Consider the following 15,476-nt stretch of genomic DNA (forward strand, 5'->3'; position numbering starts at 1 on the left):
TACCCCTAACGCCGTGCCCGCCGACGTCGACTCCCCCGTCCTTGACCTCACCGATGCCAACTTCCAGGCCTCGGTCCTGGAGGTCCCGGGCCCGGTCCTCGTTGACGTCTGGGCGCCCTGGTGCGGCCCCTGCCGGCTGATGGCCCCCCTGATGACCTGGGCCGCCACGGCCTATGCCGAGGCCCCCGGCGGAGCCCTGACCGTCGGCAAGCTGGAGGCCGACCCCAACCCCATCAGCCGCGACAGCCTCAAGGTGCAGGGTCTGCCCACCCTGGTCCTGTTCCGCGGCGGCCAGGAACTGGCCCGCCATGAAGGTGCCATGGCCCAGTCCCAGCTGAAGGCTTTCCTGGATGCCCATCTCTGAGCGCCTGTCGCGGCTCGGCAACGGCGTCTTCGCCCGCAACGACCAGCGCAAGGCCGCCTACAGCGCCCGGGCCGCCGCCGGCCAAGGCCCGGAGGGTTCTCCCCTGCCGCCGCTGCTGGACCTGTCCCTGGGCTCCACCGACCTGCAGCCGCCGACCGTGGCCCTCGAGGCCATCGCCGCCGGCCTGAACCGGCCCGAGAGCGCCTCCTACTGCCTCCATGCCGCCACCCTCTCCTTCCGGGAGGCGGTCGCGGCCTGGGCGCGGCGTCGTTTCGACGTGGCGGTGGATCCCGAGACGGAGGTGCTGCTGCTGGTGGGCTCCCAGGAGGGCACGGCCCATCTGCCGCTGGCGGTGCTCAACCCCGGGGATCGGGCCCTGCTGCTCGACCCCTACTACCCCTCCCACATGGGGGGCCTGCACCTGGCCAGCGCCGAACCGGTGCTGCTGCCCCTCGATGCCGACGCCGGCTGGCGGCCCGATTTCGACCGGCTCTCCCCCAGCCAGTGGCAGGACCTCTCGCTGATGGTGCTGGGGTTCCCCCACAACCCCACGGCCACCACCGGCACCCAGGCCTGGCTGGATGGGGCGGTGGAGCGGGCCCTGCGCCATGACGTGGTGCTGGCCCACGACAACCCCTACGTGGATCTGGCCCTGGAGGGGGAGGCCCCCGCCCTGCTGCGCCATCCCGACTGGCGCCGCTGCGGCATCGAGTTCTTCTCCTTCTCCAAGAGCTGGTGCCTCGGGGGTTACCGGCTGGCGTTCGCCATCGGTGCCGAGGAGCTGATCACCGCCCTGCGCCAGCTCAAGGGGGTGGTGGATTTCAACCAGTCCCTGGCGCTGCAGGCCGGGGCGATCGCCGCCCTGGAGCAGGCCCCCCACTGGCCCGAGCAGCTGCGCGGCGTCTACCGCGAGCGCCGCGACCGCATGGCCGCCGCCCTCGAGGCCCAGGGCTGGCCGGTGCGCCTGCCGTCGATGGCCCTCTACCTGTGGCTGCAGATCCCCGAGGTGGCTCGGGCCCGGGGCCTGGACTCGGAACGCTTCTGCGCCGCCCTGCTGGAGGGCAGCGGCGTCTGCCTCACCCCCGGCAACGGCTTCGGCCCCGGTGGTGAGGGCTGGCAGCGGCTGGCCCTGGTGCACCCGGCCGACGAGCTGGAGGCCGGTGCGGCCCGCATCGGCGACTGGCTGCGGCGGTTTTGATCGGCGCGATCGGGGCCCTGCGGCGGCGGCGCCCCCTGGCGCCCAGGGAGACCCCGCTGGAGCTGGCCCCCTGGCAGCTGCGGGGCCTGCCGGTGTGCGCCAGCACCGAAACGGAACTGGATCGCTGGCTGGCCCAGGATCCGCGCTTGGTGGGCGATGCTCCCCTGCCAGCCCCGCGGGCCGTGATCGCCCGCCGGCAGCGCTTCGGCCGCGGCCAGCAGGGCCGGCCCTGGTGTTCCCCGGCCGGGGGGGTCTGGCTGAGTGCGGCCCTGCCCTGGCCAGCGGCGGCGGCAACGGCCGCGGCCCCCGGCCTGGCGGTGGCGGTCGGGCTCTGCCTGCGGCTGGAGGCCCGGGGGCTGCCGGTGCGGCTCAAGTGGCCCAACGACCTGCTGCTGCCCGCCGTGGACGGGGGTGGCCCCCGGAAGCTGGCGGGCCTGCTGCCCCGCCTGCGCTTGCGGGGGGGCACCTGCCGCTGGGCCCGGATGGGGGTGGGGCTCAACGTCGCCAACCGGGCGCCGGTCGGTGCCGTGGCCCTGGCGGAGCTGGTAGGAGCCGGCCGCGCCGATCCCCTGCTCTGGTGCGGGGAGGTGCTGGCGGCCCTGGAGTGGGCCATGGCCTGGGCCGGGCGGCCCCAGGAGGTGTGCCGGCAGGCGGAGCGGCGCCTGCATCTGCCCGATGGCCCGATCCACCTCGACGGTGTCGACTGGCGGCCCGCCGGGCTGGCGACCGACGGCGGGCTGCGCCTGGTGGCCGGCAGCGCCGAGCGGGTCCTGCACCGCGGCTTCGGCGCCGGATGATCACCCCCCGTACACTGTCCATCGGCAATCCCGGCGCCGGGACGTCCCCCTGCACGCCCCACGGCGCCCCTTCCTGACATGGCTCCCCAGCCCCTCACCGTCCTGACGGCGCTCGGCGCCGGCGCCACGGCCTCCTGGCTGGCCATGCCGCTGGTGCTCGCCCAGGCCGTTCCCGTCCTCGAGCCGGCGGACCAGGTGACCCCGGCTCCGGCACCGACGCCGGTGCAGCGCCCCTCGGTGCGGATCGCGGCGCCGGTGACCCGCCCCGAGTTCCAGGCGCCGGTGCAGCCCCTGGCCCCCCCGCCCCCGGTCACCGGGGAAGCCCCCCCGTCCACCCTGCGGCCTGGAACGGCGGACCGCCGGCCAGAGCCGCCCCGCCGCTTCGACGCCTCCCTCGATGCCCTGGTGCGGGAGGGGGTCGTCACCCCCGCGGAGCGGGTGCGGGTGCGCGGCTCCCTGCTGTCGCCGCAGGAGGCCGCCACCCGCAGCCGGGCCTGCAGGGCCGGCGCCCTCTCGGCCCAGGAGTGCAGCACCGGCGTGATCATCATCGGCCGCGGCCGCAAGGACGGCCTCAGCGACGGACTGGGCGAGGGGGATCTGGTGGCCGGGGGCCGGGGGGCCGGTTTCGGCGGCTTCGGCTTCGACGCCTCCCCCCTGCCGCCGATCACCGTGCCCGTCAGCGCCCTGCTCACGGGCGCCGGCGGCAGCTTCCGGCTCACCGACGTCTTCCGCGTCACCCCCCGGCCCGCCCCGATCATCGGCAACGGCAACCAGCGGCTGCTCTTTCCCCTGATCGGCTCGGCCGTCACCACCAGCGGCTTCGGCTACCGCCTGCACCCGGTCCTGGGCAGTTGGCTGATGCATGCCGGCCGTGATCTGGCGGCGCCCGAGGGCACGCCGGTGGTGGCCGCCCTGTCCGGACGCGTCGTCAGCAGCGGCCTGGCCGGCGGCTACGGCCTGGCGGTGGAGCTGGAGCATGACCGGCCCCGGCGCCGCACCCTCTACGGCCACCTCTCCGAGCTCTACGTCAAGGACGGGGAGATGGTGCGCCAGGGTGAAGTGATCGGCCGGGTCGGCAGCACGGGCCTGAGCACCGGGCCCCACCTGCATTTCGAGCTGCGCCTGCCCCAGGACGGCGGCTGGGTGGCCACCGATCCCGGCGATCTCGATCCGGGCGGCGGCCTGTTCGCCGGCCTGGGCGGCGCGGACGGCAGCGGCCCCACCGACGCGGTGGCCCTGCTGATGGGTCAGCTGATCGCCACCCTCGAGCGTCCCCGCTCCCCCCTGCCCCTGCCCGGGGAGAAGCTGAACGTGCCCCCCGCCGCCCGCCCGACGCCGGGCTGACGGCGCCTCAGGCGCTGATGCGGCCGTCGCGGAAGTGCACCACCCGGTCGGCCCTGGCACCCACTTCGGTTTCATGGGTCACCAGCAGGATCGTGATCCCCTGGGCATTGAGATCGCCGAACAGGCTCAGCACCTCCTCGGTGGTGTGGGAGTCGAGGGCGCCGGTGGGTTCGTCGGCCAGCAGCATGGCCGGATCGTTGATGATCGCCCGGGCCAGGGCCACCCGCTGCTGCTGGCCCCCGGAGAGCTGGTTGGGCTTGTTCTCCAGCCGGTGGGAGAGGCCCACCCGATCGAGGGCCGCCAGGGCCCGTCGCCGCCGCTCCTCCTTCGGGACACGGGCATAGATCATCGGCAGCATCACGTTGTCGATCGCGCTGAGCTGGGGCAGCAGGTGGAACTGCTGGAACACGAAGCCCAGCTGCTGGTTGCGCAGGTCGGCCAGCTCGTCGTCGTCGAGGCTGTCCACATCGGTGCCGTTGAGCCGGTAGCTGCCGGAGCTGGGCCGGTCCAGGCAGCCGAGGATGTTCATCGCCGTGCTCTTGCCGGAGCCGCTGGCCCCCATCACCGCCAGGTAGTCGCCCTGCTGGACCGTCAGGGACAGGTCGTCGAGGGCGCGCACCTCGGTGTCGCCGCTGCCGTAGACCTTCGACACGTGGACCAGTTCGGCCACCGGTGGGGGGAGGGACTCCATGGCCGTCAGGCTAGGGAAATCTGCCCCCGACTCAGCCCAGCGGGGCGATGGCGGCGGCGGCGATGGCCTGCTGCAGGATCGGGGTGCCGGCCACGGTGGAGCTGGCCCAGTCGAACAGGGGGCTGGAGAGCACCCCGCCCACGGCGGTGATCACCACACAGCCCACCAGCGCGGCCCGCAGGGGCTGCATTCCGGCCAGGTTCCAGGTGATGGCGGGGTAGGCCTTGACCACATCGGAGGCCTCCTGGGGTTCTTTGACCACCATCATCTTGATCACCGAGATGTAGTAGTAGATCGACACCACCGAGGTGACCAGACCCACCACGACGAGCAGGTACTGGTGGTCGGCCCAGCCGGCGAAAAAGAGGTAGATCTTGCCGAAGAAGCCGAGCATCGGCGGGATGCCGCCGAGGGAGAGCAGGCACAGACTCAGGCCCAGGGTGATCAGGGGATCCTTCTGATAGAGGCCGGCGTAGTCGGCGATGCGGTCGCTGCCGGTGCGCAGCGAGAAGAGGATGATGCAGGCGAAGGCGCCCAGGTTCATGAACAGATAGGCCGCCATGTAAAGCACCATCGCCGAGAAGCCGTCCTCGGTGCCGCACACCAGGCCGATCATCACGAAGCCGGCCTGGCCGATGGAGCTGTAGGCCAGCATCCGCTTCATCGAGGTCTGGGCCAGGGCGACCACGTTGCCCAGCACCATGCTCAGCACCGCCAGCACGGTGAACAGGAACTTCCACTGGGCATCGAAGCTCTCGAAGCAGCCCACCAGCAGCCGCACCGCCAGGGCGAAGCCGGCCGCCTTCGAACCCACCGAAAGGAAGGCGACGACGGGGGTGGGGGAACCCTCATAGACGTCGGGGGTCCATTGGTGGAAGGGCACGGCGGCGATCTTGAAGGCCACGGTGGCCAGCACGAACACCAGGGCCAGGGCGGTGATCGGCGAGGCGCTCGTCTGCAGGGCCAGGCCGATGGTGGCCAGGCTGGTGGCACCACCGCTGAGGCCGTAGAGGAGCGAGGCGCCGTAGAGGAACACGGCGGCGGCTGCCGATCCCACCAACAGATACTTCAGGGCCGCCTCGGAACTGCGGGCATCCCGCTTCATGTACCCCGCCAGCAGGTAACTGGCAACCGAGAGGGTCTCCAGGGAGATGAAGATGCTGACCAGGTCGGTGGAGCCGCACAGGAACATGGCCCCCAGAGTCGCGGCCAGAAGGATGGCGGCGTATTCCCCCATCGGTGTGCCGCTGCGCTCCACATAGCGCCAGCTCAGCAGCAGGGAGATCAGGGTGGAGGCGGCCACCACCGCCCGGAAGGCGATGGCCAGGTTGTCGGCCAGGAAGGAGCCCAGGAAGGAGGGCTCCAGGGGGCTGTTCCACTGCAGGGCCAGCAGCGCCAGGGAGGCGCCCAGGCCGCCGTAACAGATGGGCGGCACCCAGCGGCTGGCGGCCTTCTCGCCGGCCAGGTCGACGACGAGACAGACCACCAGGGTGAGCAGCACGGCCACCTCCGGAGCGATCGCCCCGGCGTTCAGCTGCAGGGCCAGGGCGCTGGTCCCCAGACCCGAGACGATGGCCTCGGCGGCGGAAGCGGCGGTGGTGGCGGCAGGGATGACGGAGCTCGCTGCTGCCAGAAACAGGTCGGCCACAGGGTTCGGGTAGGCACGCGATGTGGCGGACTGTAGCCGCCATCTGGAGGGGCGGTCTGGTGCCCGGATACCCGCTGGGTCGCCCGATGCGATAAAGAAGGAAGCGGTATCGCGCCTTCCCGTGGCCCACACCCTGGTCATCGTCGAGAGCCCCACCAAGGCCCGCACCATCCGGGCGTTCCTGCCCAAGACCTTCCGGGTGGAGGCGTCGATGGGCCACGTGCGCGATCTTCCCAACAACGCCAGCGAAATTCCTGCCGCCCACAAGGGCGAGAAGTGGGCCAACCTCGGCGTCAACACCGCCAACGGCTTCGAACCCCTCTACGTGGTGCCGAAGGACAAGAAAAAGGTGGTCAAGGAGCTCAAGGACGCCCTCAAGGACGCCGACCAGCTGCTGCTGGCCACGGACGAGGACCGCGAAGGCGAGAGCATCAGCTGGCACCTGCTCCAGCTCCTGGGGCCGAAGGTGCCGGTGAAGCGGATGGTGTTCCACGAGATCACCAAGGAGGCGATCGGCCGCGCCCTCGACCAGACCCGCGACCTGGACATGGAGCTGGTCCATGCCCAGGAGACCCGCCGCATCCTCGATCGGCTGGTGGGCTACACCCTCTCGCCCCTGCTCTGGAAGAAAGTGGCCTGGGGCCTCTCCGCCGGCAGGGTGCAGTCGGTGGCGGTGCGGCTGCTGGTGCAGCGCGAGCGGGCCCGCCGCGCCTTCCGCAGCGGCAGTTACTGGGATCTCAAGGCCCGTCTGGAGCAGACGGCCTCGCCCTTCGAGGCCAAGCTCACCCACGTGGGGGCCGAGCGCATCGCCGGCGGCTCCGACTTTGACGAGACCACCGGCGGCCTCAAGCCCGGCAGCAAGGTGAAGCTCCTCAGCGAGGCCGAGGCGGCCGCCCTCAAGGCCGCCGTGGAAACCTCCCCCTGGCGGGTGGCGGCGGTGGAGGAGAAGCCCACGGTGCGCAAGCCCGTGCCCCCCTTCACCACCAGCACCCTGCAGCAGGAGGCCAACCGCAAGCTGCGGCTCTCGGCCCGCGACACCATGCGCACGGCCCAGGCCCTCTACGAGCGCGGCTTCATCACCTACATGCGCACCGATTCGGTGCACCTCTCCGACCAGGCCCTGACGGCGGCCCGCAACTGCGTCGGCGCCATGTACGGCAAGGAGTTCCTCAGCCCGGCGCCGCGCCAGTTCAGCACCAAGGCCCGCAACGCCCAGGAGGCCCACGAGGCGATCCGGCCCGCCGGCGAGAGCTTCCGCACGCCGAAGGACACCGGCCTCGACGGCCGTGACCTTGCGCTCTACGAACTCATCTGGAAGCGCACCGTGGCCAGCCAGATGGCCGATGCCCGGCTCACCCTGCTGGCCGTCGACATCGAGGCGGCGGGTGCCACCTTCCGGGCCAGCGGCAAGCGCATCGACTTCGCCGGCTTCTTCCGCGCCTACGTGGAAGGCAGCGACGACCCCGATGCGGCCCTGGAGGGCCAGGAGGTGCTGCTGCCCTCGCTCGCCGTCGGTGACGCGCCCCTCTGCCGGGGCGTCGAGGCCCTCGGCCACCAGACCCAGCCACCGGCCCGCTACAGCGAGGCGGCCCTGGTCAAGACCCTGGAGAAGGAGGGCATCGGCCGCCCCTCCACCTACGCCAGCATCATCGGCACCATTGTCGACCGGGGTTACGCCACCCTGCAGAACAACTCCCTCACCCCCAGCTTCACGGCCTTCGCCGTGACGGCCCTGCTGGAGGAGCACTTCCCCGACCTGGTGGACACGGCCTTCACCTCGAAGATGGAGCACACCCTCGACGAGATCTCCACGGGCAAGGTGTCCTGGCTGCCCTACCTGGAGGGCTTCTACAAGGGGGAGAAGGGCCTGGAGACCCAGGTGCAGCAGCGGGAGGGCGACATCGACCCCGGCATCTCCCGCACGGTGGTGCTGGAGGGCCTCCCCTGCGTGGTGCGCATCGGCCGCTTCGGCGCCTACCTGGAGACCAAGCGGGTGGCGGACGACGGCAGCGAGGAGCTGCTCAAGGCCACCCTGCCCCAGGAGATCACCCCGGCCGATCTCGACGCCGAGAAGGCCGAGCTGCTGCTGCGCCAGAAGGCCGAAGGCCCCGAGTCCCTCGGCGAAGATCCCGAGACCGGCGAGCAGGTCTATCTGCTGTTCGGCCAGTACGGCCCCTACGTGCAGCGCGGCCAGGTGAGCGAGGAGGTGCCCAAGCCCAAGCGCGCCTCCCTGCCCAAGGGCGTCAAGCCCGAGGATCTCAGCCTCGAGGACGCCCTGGGGCTGCTGCGGCTGCCCCGCCACCTGGGCGAGCACCCCGACGGCGGCAAGGTGCAGGCCGGGCTGGGGCGCTTCGGTCCCTATGTGGTCCACGACAAGGGCAAGGGCGAGAAGGACTACCGCTCCCTCAAGGCCGATGACGACGTGCTGGCCGTGGGGCTGAGCCGGGCCTTGGAGCTGCTGGCCATGCCCAAGAAGGGCCGCGGTGGCCGCACCGCTCTCAAGGATCTCGGCGTGCCCGAGGGCTCCGAGGAGGCCATCCAGCTCTTCGACGGTCCCTACGGCCTCTACGTCAAGCAGGGCAAGGTGAACGCCTCCCTGCCGGAGGGCACCACCGCCGACACCATCAGCCTGGAGCAGGCGGTGGAGCTGCTGGCCGCCAAGGCCGCCAGCGGCAAGGGGGCGTCCCGGGCCCGGGCCGGCACCAAGGCGGCCGCCAAGCCCGCCGCCAGGAAGTCCGCCGCCAAGACAGGAACCACCAAGACCGCCGCCGCCAAGGCCCCCTCCACCAGGAGCGCGGCCGCCAAGGCCACCGGCACCACCACCGCCGCCGCCAAGAAGCCCCCCGCCACCACCAAGTCCGGTCGCCTGCGGGCCAGCTCCGTGCGGGTGATCAAGCCCGCGGCCAGCTGATGGCCCATCCCCGCCCCCCCCTTTTGCTGGCGGGACCCCTGCTGACCCTGCCCCTGCTGCTCTCCGCCTGCGGCGGCACGCCCTTCGGCGACGCCCTCTCCCGCAGTTTCTCGCGCGCTCCAGCGGCTCCCGCCGCCCCGGCACCCGTGAGCCGCACCACCGCCCCGGCCACGCCGGCCCCCACCCCGGCCGCCCCGAAGCCTGCGGCCGGCAAGGAGCCTCCGGCGACAGCTGCGACCACGCCGGCCGGCCAGGCGGCCGGATCCCTCCCGGTGGCCCCCGCGGCCCCGGCCGTTCGGCCCGCCCCCTACCGCGTCACCATCCGGCTTCCCCAGGCGGATCCCTCCGCCCCGGCCGAGGTGGTCACCAGGGCCCTGCGGGCCGCCGGCGTGCCCTTCGAGGTGGAGACGATCGAGCGCATGCCCTCGGCCGGCTCCGGGGCCGCCGAAAGCCCCGCCGCCCCTGCGGGCACCGCCAACGGCGCCGCCCCCGCCACCTCCCGACCGGCGCCGGCGCCGCGCTGACCCGATGACCCCTCCCCTCCGGCGCCAGCTGAGCCATCGCCAGGCGCGCCAGCTGATGGACACCGCCTACCTGGCGGCCGCCACCGCCCTGCTCTGGGTGGCGCTCTACTACCTGCCGGTGGGCAGCCCCCTGTTCCGCCTGGCCCTGCCCCTGCCCCTGGCCCTGCTGCAGCTCCGCCATGGCTGGCGCTGTGCCCTCGAGGGCGTGGTGGTGACGACCCTGCTGCTGGTGGCCCTGATGGGGCCGATCCGCGGCCCCCTGGTGCTGTTCCCCTACGGCCTGCTCTCCCTCTGGCTGGGCTGGGGCTGGCGTCGCCGCAGCAGCTGGTGGCTCACCCTGGGGGTGGGCGGCCTGATCGGCGCCGCCGGCTTCCTGGTGCGGGTGGCCGTGCTCTCGGTGCTGGTGGGGGAGAACCTCTGGGTGGTGATCACCACCGCCGCGGCCAACCTGCTGGACCGGCTGGCGGGGGTGGTGGGTCTGGCGGGCGGGTTCGACCTGGACCAGGTGCAGGTCGCTGCCCTGCTGCTGGTGCTGCTCCAGAACCTGATCGTGGTGCTGGCCCTCCACGCCGTGGCCTACTGGATCTTCCCCCGGCTCGACCAGCCCATCAGCGAGCCGCCGCCGGCCCTGCGCGGCCTGGTGGCCCTCGACCCCCTTTGAGCCTGCCGGGCTTGATCACCGGTTCCGCCGCTGCCGCCGAGGCCTGGGGCCGACCCTGGCGGCAGGGGTGGCGCGAGGCGGAGGTGCTGGTCCTGCTGGCGGGCACGGACACGGCTGCTGTCCCTGGCATCTCCGCCGCGGGTGCCACCCCCGCCTCCCGCCGCCGCACGGCGGCGGCCGATGCCGAGCTGCTGCTGCTGGGCCCCGCCGCTGAGCGCCCCCATGCCCTGCCGCCCCTGCCCGCCGGCGTGTCCCCCGCCCTGATCAGCCATGTGGTGCTCCGGGAGCTGGGCCTGGTTCCCCTGGTGGTCGACCTCGGCTGCCCGGTGGCCCCGGCGGTGCCCCACCTGCGGTTGCCGGGACCGGCGGGGGCCGGGCCGGCCCGCTGCCTGAGCGGGGGGGCGGCCCTCGATCCGGGGCGGCTGGAGGCCCTGCTGGCCCTGGGCCGCCGCTGGGGCGAGCGCCTGGCGGCGGGGCGCCCCCTGCTGCTGGCGGAATGCGTGCCCGGTGGCACCAGCACCGCCCTGGCGGTGCTGACGGGCCTGGGGGTGGCGGCCGATGGGCTGGTGAGCGGCAGCCTGCGCCACCCCGACCATGGCCGCAAGGCGGCCCTGGTGGCACAGGGGCTGGGCGCGGCGGGCCTGGAGGGCGGTGACGGCGCTGCGTTGCGGGTGGCCGCCGCCGTGGGGGATCCGATGCAGCCCCTGGCCGCCGCCATGGTGCTGGCCGCCGCCGCCGCCGGCCGGTCCGTGCTGCTGGCGGGGGGCAGCCAGATGGCGGCGGTGCTGGCCCTGGCCCTGGCCCTGGCGCCCCCCACCCTGCGCCCGGCGGTCGCCGCCGCCGCGGCCGTGGGCACGACGGCCTGGGTGGCCCATGAGGCCGACAGCGACCTGGCCCTGCTGCTGCAGCGCATCGGCGCCCGCTGGGGGGTGGAGCCCCTGGCCTTCGCGGCCGACCTGCGCTTCCCCGAGCCCTGCCACCCGGCCCTGGCGGCCTACGAGAACGGCTATGTGAAGGAGGGCGTGGGGGCGGGGGGCCTGGCCCTGCTCTGGCAGCTCAGCGGCCGTCCCGCCCCGGCCCTCGCCCGCCTCTGCGACCAGGCCTGCGCCACCCTGCTGGGGCCGCCGCCGCCTACGGTCCGCTAGATGGGTGCCCCCTTCTCCCCACCGCCGACCCCGGCCCTCAGCCGCCGCACCCTGCTGCGTCTCGGTGCCGCCTCCGCCCTCACCCTGCTGGCCGGCTGTGACCGCCAGGAGACGCTGCTGCTGGCCAGCCGCGGCGACCTGCCCGCCGCCTGGGCCCGGCGCCTGCCCAAGCCCTGGCGCAGCCAGCTCCTGGAGGATCCCGCCCAGGTGCTGGCCCGGGCGGCCGCTCCCCTGACGGGTCTGCTGCAGCTCAGCGATGGCTGGGCCACCGAGCTCAGTCCCGCCGACCTCCAGCCCATCGGCACCCCGGCCCTGGTCGAGCGGCTGGCGCCGATGGCGGCCCCGCTGGCCCGCCTCCATGGACCGCCCGGCGCCGGCCCCCTGGCCTTCCCCTGGTCCTACGGCCCCTGGGTCCTGGTGCTGCGCAGCCGCCCCGACCTGGCCCGGCGCCGGGCCGAGGGCTGGGATCTGCTGCTTGACCCCAGCCTGGCCGGCCGTCTGGTGCTGCCCTCCTCCCCCCGGGTGACGATCGCCCTGGCCGGCGAGGACCCGGAGCGCCTGCGGCGGCTGCGGCGCGCCGCCCTGGCCTACGACGAGCGGGACGGGCTCAGCCTGCTGCTCACCGGCGAGGCCGAGGCCGCCGTGCTGCCCCGCCAGCGGGTGGTGGGCCTGCTGCGCCGGGATCCCCGGCTGCAGGTGCTGCTGCCCGAGAGCGGCGCCCCCCTCACCTGGAACCTGCTGCTGCGGCCGGCCGGGCCCCACCCGGAGCCGCCCCTGGAGTGGCTGGGGGAGGCCCTGGAGCCCCCCCTGCTGCCGGCCCTGCTGGCGGGCGGCTGGGTGCCGCCCCTGCCCAGGGAGCAGCTGCAGCGGGCCCTGGCGGACTTCCCGGCGGCCGTCGCCGCCCTGCTGCTGCCCCCCCAGCCGGTGCTGGAGCGCTGCTTCAGCCTGGCCCCCCTCACCGCCGCCGAGCGGACCGCGTTGCAGCGGCTCTGGGATGGGGCCGCCCCGGATCCCGCCGCCTGAACCCATCCGAGCAGCTATCTGAGCGGGCTCAGCCCCACAGGCGCCGTCGCGGGGCGGCCGCCAGCCGGCGGTGGGTGTCCGCCAGCAGGTCGGGGATGGGCAGCTGCAGGGGACAGCGGGGCAGGCAGGCGCCGCAGCGGCCGCAGGCGGAGGCATCCACCGCTTCCCACCAGTGGCCGGCCCGGCCGATCAGGTTGTAGCGCTCCGTGGCGAACGGCTCCATGCCATGGCCCACCGCCAGGTTGCGCAGCCGCAGCAGGGCAGGAATCGGCACGGCGTTGGGGCAGGGCAGGCACTGGCGGCACTGGCCGCAGCGGTCGGCCCCGAGCCGCTCCCTCCCGGCCGCCTCCAGGCGGGCCAGGGCCGCCGCCAGGTCCCGCCCGTCGCTGGTGGTGCCGGCGTCGGCCAGCCGCACCGCCCAGGCCAGATCCTCCGGCACGGCGGCCCCCAGGGTGAGGGTGCTGATCCCCTCGGCCAGCAGGAAGCGGTAGGCCAGCTCCAGCGGTGCGAAGGGGGCGCAGTCGGCGACGAGCTCAGCGGGTGGGTCATGGAGACGGCCGCCCTTGTCGGCCGGGGAGATGGCCATCACACCGATCCCCGCCGCCAGGGCGGCCCGGGCCAGGGGCAGCCGCTCCTGGTCGAACAGGTGCACATGCAGGCTGCAGAAGCCGAAGCGGCCGGTTTCCAGGGCCGCCTCGATCAGGGCCGTGTCGCCATGGCTGCTGAAGCCCACCTGCCCCACCAGCCCCTCTCCCGTGGCCCAGGCCAGCAGGTCGGCACCCGGCCCCGAGAGGGCCCAGGTCAGATGCTCCGGCCGGTTGAGGCCGTGCACCGCCAGGTTGTCGAGCCGTTCGACCCCCAGTCGCCGCAGGCAGGCCCGCAGCTGGGCCCGGCCGTCCTCCAGGGCCGCTCCCGGCAGCAGCTTGCTGGTCAGCACCAGGGCCGCCCGGCCGGCGGGATCCCGCTCCCCCAGCCGCTCGAGGGCCCGACCGAGAAAGGCCTCGGCGGGGCCGTAGGCGGGGGCCGTCTCGATGTGGTTGATGCCCGCCGCCACGGCCGCGTCCAGCACCGCCTCCATCACCGCCGGGGAGTCGAGGGCCCGCATCGTGCCGAGGGTGAAGGTCGACACCGGCCGCCCCCGTCCGAAGGGCCGCCGTGCCGCCGCCAGCGGCGTCACCGGCGGCTCAGAGGCCAGGGGCGCCGGCCTCGGGGCCGTCCTCCGGGCCCGGATCGGCCTCGGCGACGGTGCGCCCGATGTGGCGGATCAGGTCGGCCGGGGTGGTGCGCTCCAGGAAGCGGCGGAAATCCTCCTGATCTTCGGCATCGGCCTCCGCATCCACGGGAATCGACGCGTCGGCGACCACCTCCTCGAGCATCCAGATGCCGCTGTCGGTGCGCAGGGCCAGGGCGATGGCATCGCTGGGGCGGGCGTCCAGTTCCAGCAACTGGTCGGTGCCGTTCTGGAGCTTGAGGACGGCCCGGAACGTGTTGTCCTCGATCGTGTGAATGATCACCCGCTCCAGCCGCAGGCCACCGGCCTCCAGCAGGCTGGCCATCAGGTCGTGGCTGAGGGGCCGGGGCGGCCGCTCCCGGTTCAATCCCGAGAGGATGTTCTGGGCCTGGGCCTGGTCGATCCAGATCGGCACCTGCCGGCGGCCGGAAGGGTCCCGCAGCAGAACGATGGGGCTGCGGCTGGCCGCATCCAGGGCGATCCCGGCGACACGCATTTCAACCATGGTCGGGCCCGTCCCTCGTGCGTGTTGGTCCCCGTGAAACGATTATGGCCAGTGCCGCCGCCTCAGGGGATGTTCACCGGACTGGTGCAGGCCATCGGCAGGCTGGAGCGGAGTCCGGCCGGTGTGCGGGTGCGCACCGACCTCGGCCCCCTGGCCCTGGGGGTCAGCGTCGCGGTCGACGGGGTCTGCCTCACGGTGGCCGAACTCCTGGCCGATGGCTTCCGGGCCGACGTCAGCGAGGAGACCCTGGGCCGCAGCACCCTGGCTGGGCGGGCCGCCAGCGTTGGCCGGGTCAACCTGGAGCCGGCCCTGCGCCTGGCCGACCGGCTCGGGGGCCATCTGGTCAGCGGCCACGTTGATGGCCTCGGGGAGATCACCGCCATCGAGCGGCAGTCAGGCTCCTGGCGGCTGGAGGTGGCCTGGCAGGATCCGGCCTACGGGCGCTACGTCTGCGAGAAGGCGAGCGTGGCCCTCGACGGCATCAGCCTCACGGTGGCGGGCTGTGAGCCCGACGGCAGCCGCTTCTGGATCGCCGTGATTCCCACCACCTGGACCGGCACCACCCTGGCGGAGCGCCGCGTGGGGGACCCGGTCAATCTGGAGGCCGACCTGCTGGCCAAGTACACCGAGCGGCTGCTGCGACCTGCCGCGGCGCCGCCCCAGGCCACCCTCTCCTCCGCCTGGCTGGCGGAACACGGCTGGGGCTAGGCGCGCCGGGACGGGCGACGCGGCCGATGCTGCGACAGATCACGTCTCGTTGTCAGTGGAGGGCGCCACCGTCACGCTGGCCACAGTCCGAACGGCGCCGATGTTGAGCCCCGATGCCCGCTCCTCCCGCCAGGCGATGGGGGCGGCCCTGCGCGCCTTCACCCTGGCCGAAGGGGTGATGCTGATCGTGCTGGGGGTGCTGGCCCTGGTCTTTCCCGTGCTGGCCTCCAAGTGGGTCACCGCCGTGGTGGCCATCGCCTTCCTGGTGGGGGGCCTGGTGGGCTGGATCAGTTCCCTGCTGCGCTCCCCGGGCCTGAGCCGGGCGATCACCTTCTGGCGCCTGGTGACCTCCACCCTGTTCCTGGTGCTGGGGGTCTGGATGATCCAGCAGATGGCGGCCGGTCCGGCGGCGGCCGCGATTCCGATGGCGGGCCTGGCCCTGGCCATCGGCGTGGTGTTCGTGGTGGAGGGGATGGTGGAGGTCCTGGTGGCGACCTCCCACCGTCACATCGCCGGCTGGCGCTGGGGACTGGTGAACGGCCTGGTGACCCTTGCCCTGGGGCTGCTGATCCTCACCATGAAGTTCTGGAGCCTGCTGTGGGTGGTGGGCACCCTGGTGGGCATCAGCTTCCTGTTCAGCGGCATCGACCTGCTGCGCTTCAGCGCCAGCTTCCATCCCGAACAGGACTGAAGGCCCAAGCCGGACGGGGGGCACCGGAGGCTCGC

The 15,476-nt window shown here is 73.6% G+C and carries 15 protein-coding genes; 11 read left to right on the forward strand and 4 right to left on the reverse strand.

The window, feature by feature from the left end; genetic code table 11:
* Window positions 1-13: 13 nt before the first annotated feature.
* From KUG38_RS03725 to KUG38_RS03740, 4 genes are all read left to right on the forward strand, one after another.
* Window positions 14-364, forward strand: coding sequence for a thioredoxin family protein (locus KUG38_RS03725; RefSeq protein WP_094587306.1), 351 nt, complete (start codon window positions 14-16; stop codon window positions 362-364).
* Entirely contained in the window at window positions 351-1,562 is a 1,212-nt protein-coding gene (locus KUG38_RS03730) for an aminotransferase class I/II-fold pyridoxal phosphate-dependent enzyme (RefSeq protein ID WP_216919126.1), read from the forward strand. Before KUG38_RS03725 ends, KUG38_RS03730 begins: the two co-directional genes overlap by 14 nt.
* Window positions 1,559-2,359, forward strand: coding sequence for a biotin--[acetyl-CoA-carboxylase] ligase (locus tag KUG38_RS03735; RefSeq protein ID WP_216919127.1), 801 nt, complete (start codon window positions 1,559-1,561; stop codon window positions 2,357-2,359). The genes KUG38_RS03730 and KUG38_RS03735 overlap by 4 nt, the downstream gene beginning before the upstream one ends.
* A gap of 78 nt (window positions 2,360-2,437) precedes the next feature.
* The gene (locus KUG38_RS03740; protein WP_216919129.1) at window positions 2,438-3,703 is read left to right on the forward strand and encodes a M23 family metallopeptidase; all 1,266 of its coding nucleotides are present in this window, start codon (window positions 2,438-2,440) and stop codon (window positions 3,701-3,703) included.
* A 7-nt stretch (window positions 3,704-3,710) separates the two neighbouring features.
* Here KUG38_RS03740 and KUG38_RS03745 read toward each other — a convergent pair whose 3' ends face one another.
* Window positions 3,711-4,394, reverse strand: a complete 684-nt coding sequence (locus KUG38_RS03745; protein WP_094587460.1) for an ABC transporter ATP-binding protein — start codon at window positions 4,392-4,394, stop codon at window positions 3,711-3,713.
* A gap of 31 nt (window positions 4,395-4,425) precedes the next feature.
* Window positions 4,426-5,967 (reverse strand): NAD(P)H-quinone oxidoreductase subunit N, encoded by a 1,542-nt coding sequence (locus KUG38_RS03750; RefSeq protein ID WP_216919282.1) that lies wholly within the window; start codon window positions 5,965-5,967, stop codon window positions 4,426-4,428.
* Between the two features lie 196 nt (window positions 5,968-6,163).
* Between KUG38_RS03750 and topA the strand changes: the two genes are divergently transcribed.
* The 5 genes from topA to KUG38_RS03775 are packed head-to-tail and all read left to right on the forward strand — an operon-like array spanning window position 6,164 to window position 12,306.
* On the forward strand, window positions 6,164-8,953 hold the full coding sequence (gene topA / locus KUG38_RS03755; protein ID WP_216919131.1) for a type I DNA topoisomerase: 2,790 nt from the start codon (window positions 6,164-6,166) through the stop codon (window positions 8,951-8,953).
* Complete coding sequence (locus KUG38_RS03760; RefSeq protein ID WP_216919133.1) at window positions 8,953-9,477, forward strand: hypothetical protein; 525 nt, start codon at window positions 8,953-8,955, stop codon at window positions 9,475-9,477. The genes topA and KUG38_RS03760 overlap by 1 nt, the downstream gene beginning before the upstream one ends.
* A 4-nt stretch (window positions 9,478-9,481) precedes the next feature.
* Complete coding sequence (locus tag KUG38_RS03765; RefSeq protein ID WP_159818450.1) at window positions 9,482-10,138, forward strand: DUF2232 domain-containing protein; 657 nt, start codon at window positions 9,482-9,484, stop codon at window positions 10,136-10,138.
* Between the two features lie 11 nt (window positions 10,139-10,149).
* Window positions 10,150-11,283, forward strand: a complete 1,134-nt coding sequence (locus KUG38_RS03770) for a nicotinate-nucleotide--dimethylbenzimidazole phosphoribosyltransferase family protein (protein WP_286195593.1) — start codon at window positions 10,150-10,152, stop codon at window positions 11,281-11,283.
* Entirely contained in the window at window positions 11,284-12,306 is a 1,023-nt protein-coding gene (locus KUG38_RS03775) for a type 2 periplasmic-binding domain-containing protein (protein WP_216919137.1), read from the forward strand.
* Window positions 12,307-12,334: 28 nt separating this feature from the next.
* On the opposite strand, the gene KUG38_RS03780 is transcribed toward KUG38_RS03775, so the two are convergent.
* Together KUG38_RS03780 and KUG38_RS03785 are read right to left on the reverse strand one after the other, a co-directional pair.
* Window positions 12,335-13,474 (reverse strand): aldo/keto reductase, encoded by a 1,140-nt coding sequence (locus KUG38_RS03780; protein ID WP_216919284.1) that lies wholly within the window; start codon window positions 13,472-13,474, stop codon window positions 12,335-12,337.
* A 16-nt stretch (window positions 13,475-13,490) separates the two neighbouring features.
* Complete coding sequence (locus KUG38_RS03785) at window positions 13,491-14,042, reverse strand: bifunctional nuclease family protein (protein WP_216915913.1); 552 nt, start codon at window positions 14,040-14,042, stop codon at window positions 13,491-13,493.
* Between the two features lie 69 nt (window positions 14,043-14,111).
* On the opposite strand from KUG38_RS03785, the gene KUG38_RS03790 reads away from it, so the two are divergent.
* Together KUG38_RS03790 and KUG38_RS03795 are read left to right on the forward strand one after the other, a co-directional pair.
* Window positions 14,112-14,750 carry a riboflavin synthase gene (locus KUG38_RS03790; protein ID WP_216919139.1) on the forward strand — a complete coding sequence of 213 codons (639 nt, stop codon included), beginning with the start codon at window positions 14,112-14,114 and terminating at the stop codon, window positions 14,748-14,750.
* Window positions 14,751-14,850: 100 nt separating this feature from the next.
* Window positions 14,851-15,441 (forward strand): HdeD family acid-resistance protein, encoded by a 591-nt coding sequence (locus KUG38_RS03795; protein WP_286195594.1) that lies wholly within the window; start codon window positions 14,851-14,853, stop codon window positions 15,439-15,441.
* Window positions 15,442-15,476 lie beyond the last annotated feature (35 nt).

The sequence above is a fragment of the Synechococcus sp. CCAP 1479/9 genome (assembly GCF_019038535.1).
Classification (GTDB): domain Bacteria; phylum Cyanobacteriota; class Cyanobacteriia; order PCC-6307; family Cyanobiaceae; genus Cyanobium.

Bases quoted from the DNA above. Each gene is read 5' to 3' on its own strand.
- KUG38_RS03730 (WP_216919126.1), top strand. From the start codon at position 351: ATGCCCATCTCTGAGCGCCTGTCGCGGCTCGGCAACGGCGTCTTCGCC.
- KUG38_RS03740 (WP_216919129.1), top strand. From the start codon at position 2,438: ATGGCTCCCCAGCCCCTCACCGTCCTGACGGCGCTCGGCGCCGGCGCC.
- KUG38_RS03745 (WP_094587460.1), bottom strand. From the start codon at position 4,394: ATGGAGTCCCTCCCCCCACCGGTGGCCGAACTGGTCCACGTGTCGAAG.
- KUG38_RS03760 (WP_216919133.1), top strand. From the start codon at position 8,953: ATGGCCCATCCCCGCCCCCCCCTTTTGCTGGCGGGACCCCTGCTGACC.
- KUG38_RS03765 (WP_159818450.1), top strand. From the start codon at position 9,482: ATGACCCCTCCCCTCCGGCGCCAGCTGAGCCATCGCCAGGCGCGCCAG.
- KUG38_RS03775 (WP_216919137.1), top strand. From the start codon at position 11,284: ATGGGTGCCCCCTTCTCCCCACCGCCGACCCCGGCCCTCAGCCGCCGC.
- KUG38_RS03785 (WP_216915913.1), bottom strand. From the start codon at position 14,042: ATGGTTGAAATGCGTGTCGCCGGGATCGCCCTGGATGCGGCCAGCCGC.
- KUG38_RS03790 (WP_216919139.1), top strand. From the start codon at position 14,112: ATGTTCACCGGACTGGTGCAGGCCATCGGCAGGCTGGAGCGGAGTCCG.
- KUG38_RS03795 (WP_286195594.1), top strand. From the start codon at position 14,851: ATGTTGAGCCCCGATGCCCGCTCCTCCCGCCAGGCGATGGGGGCGGCC.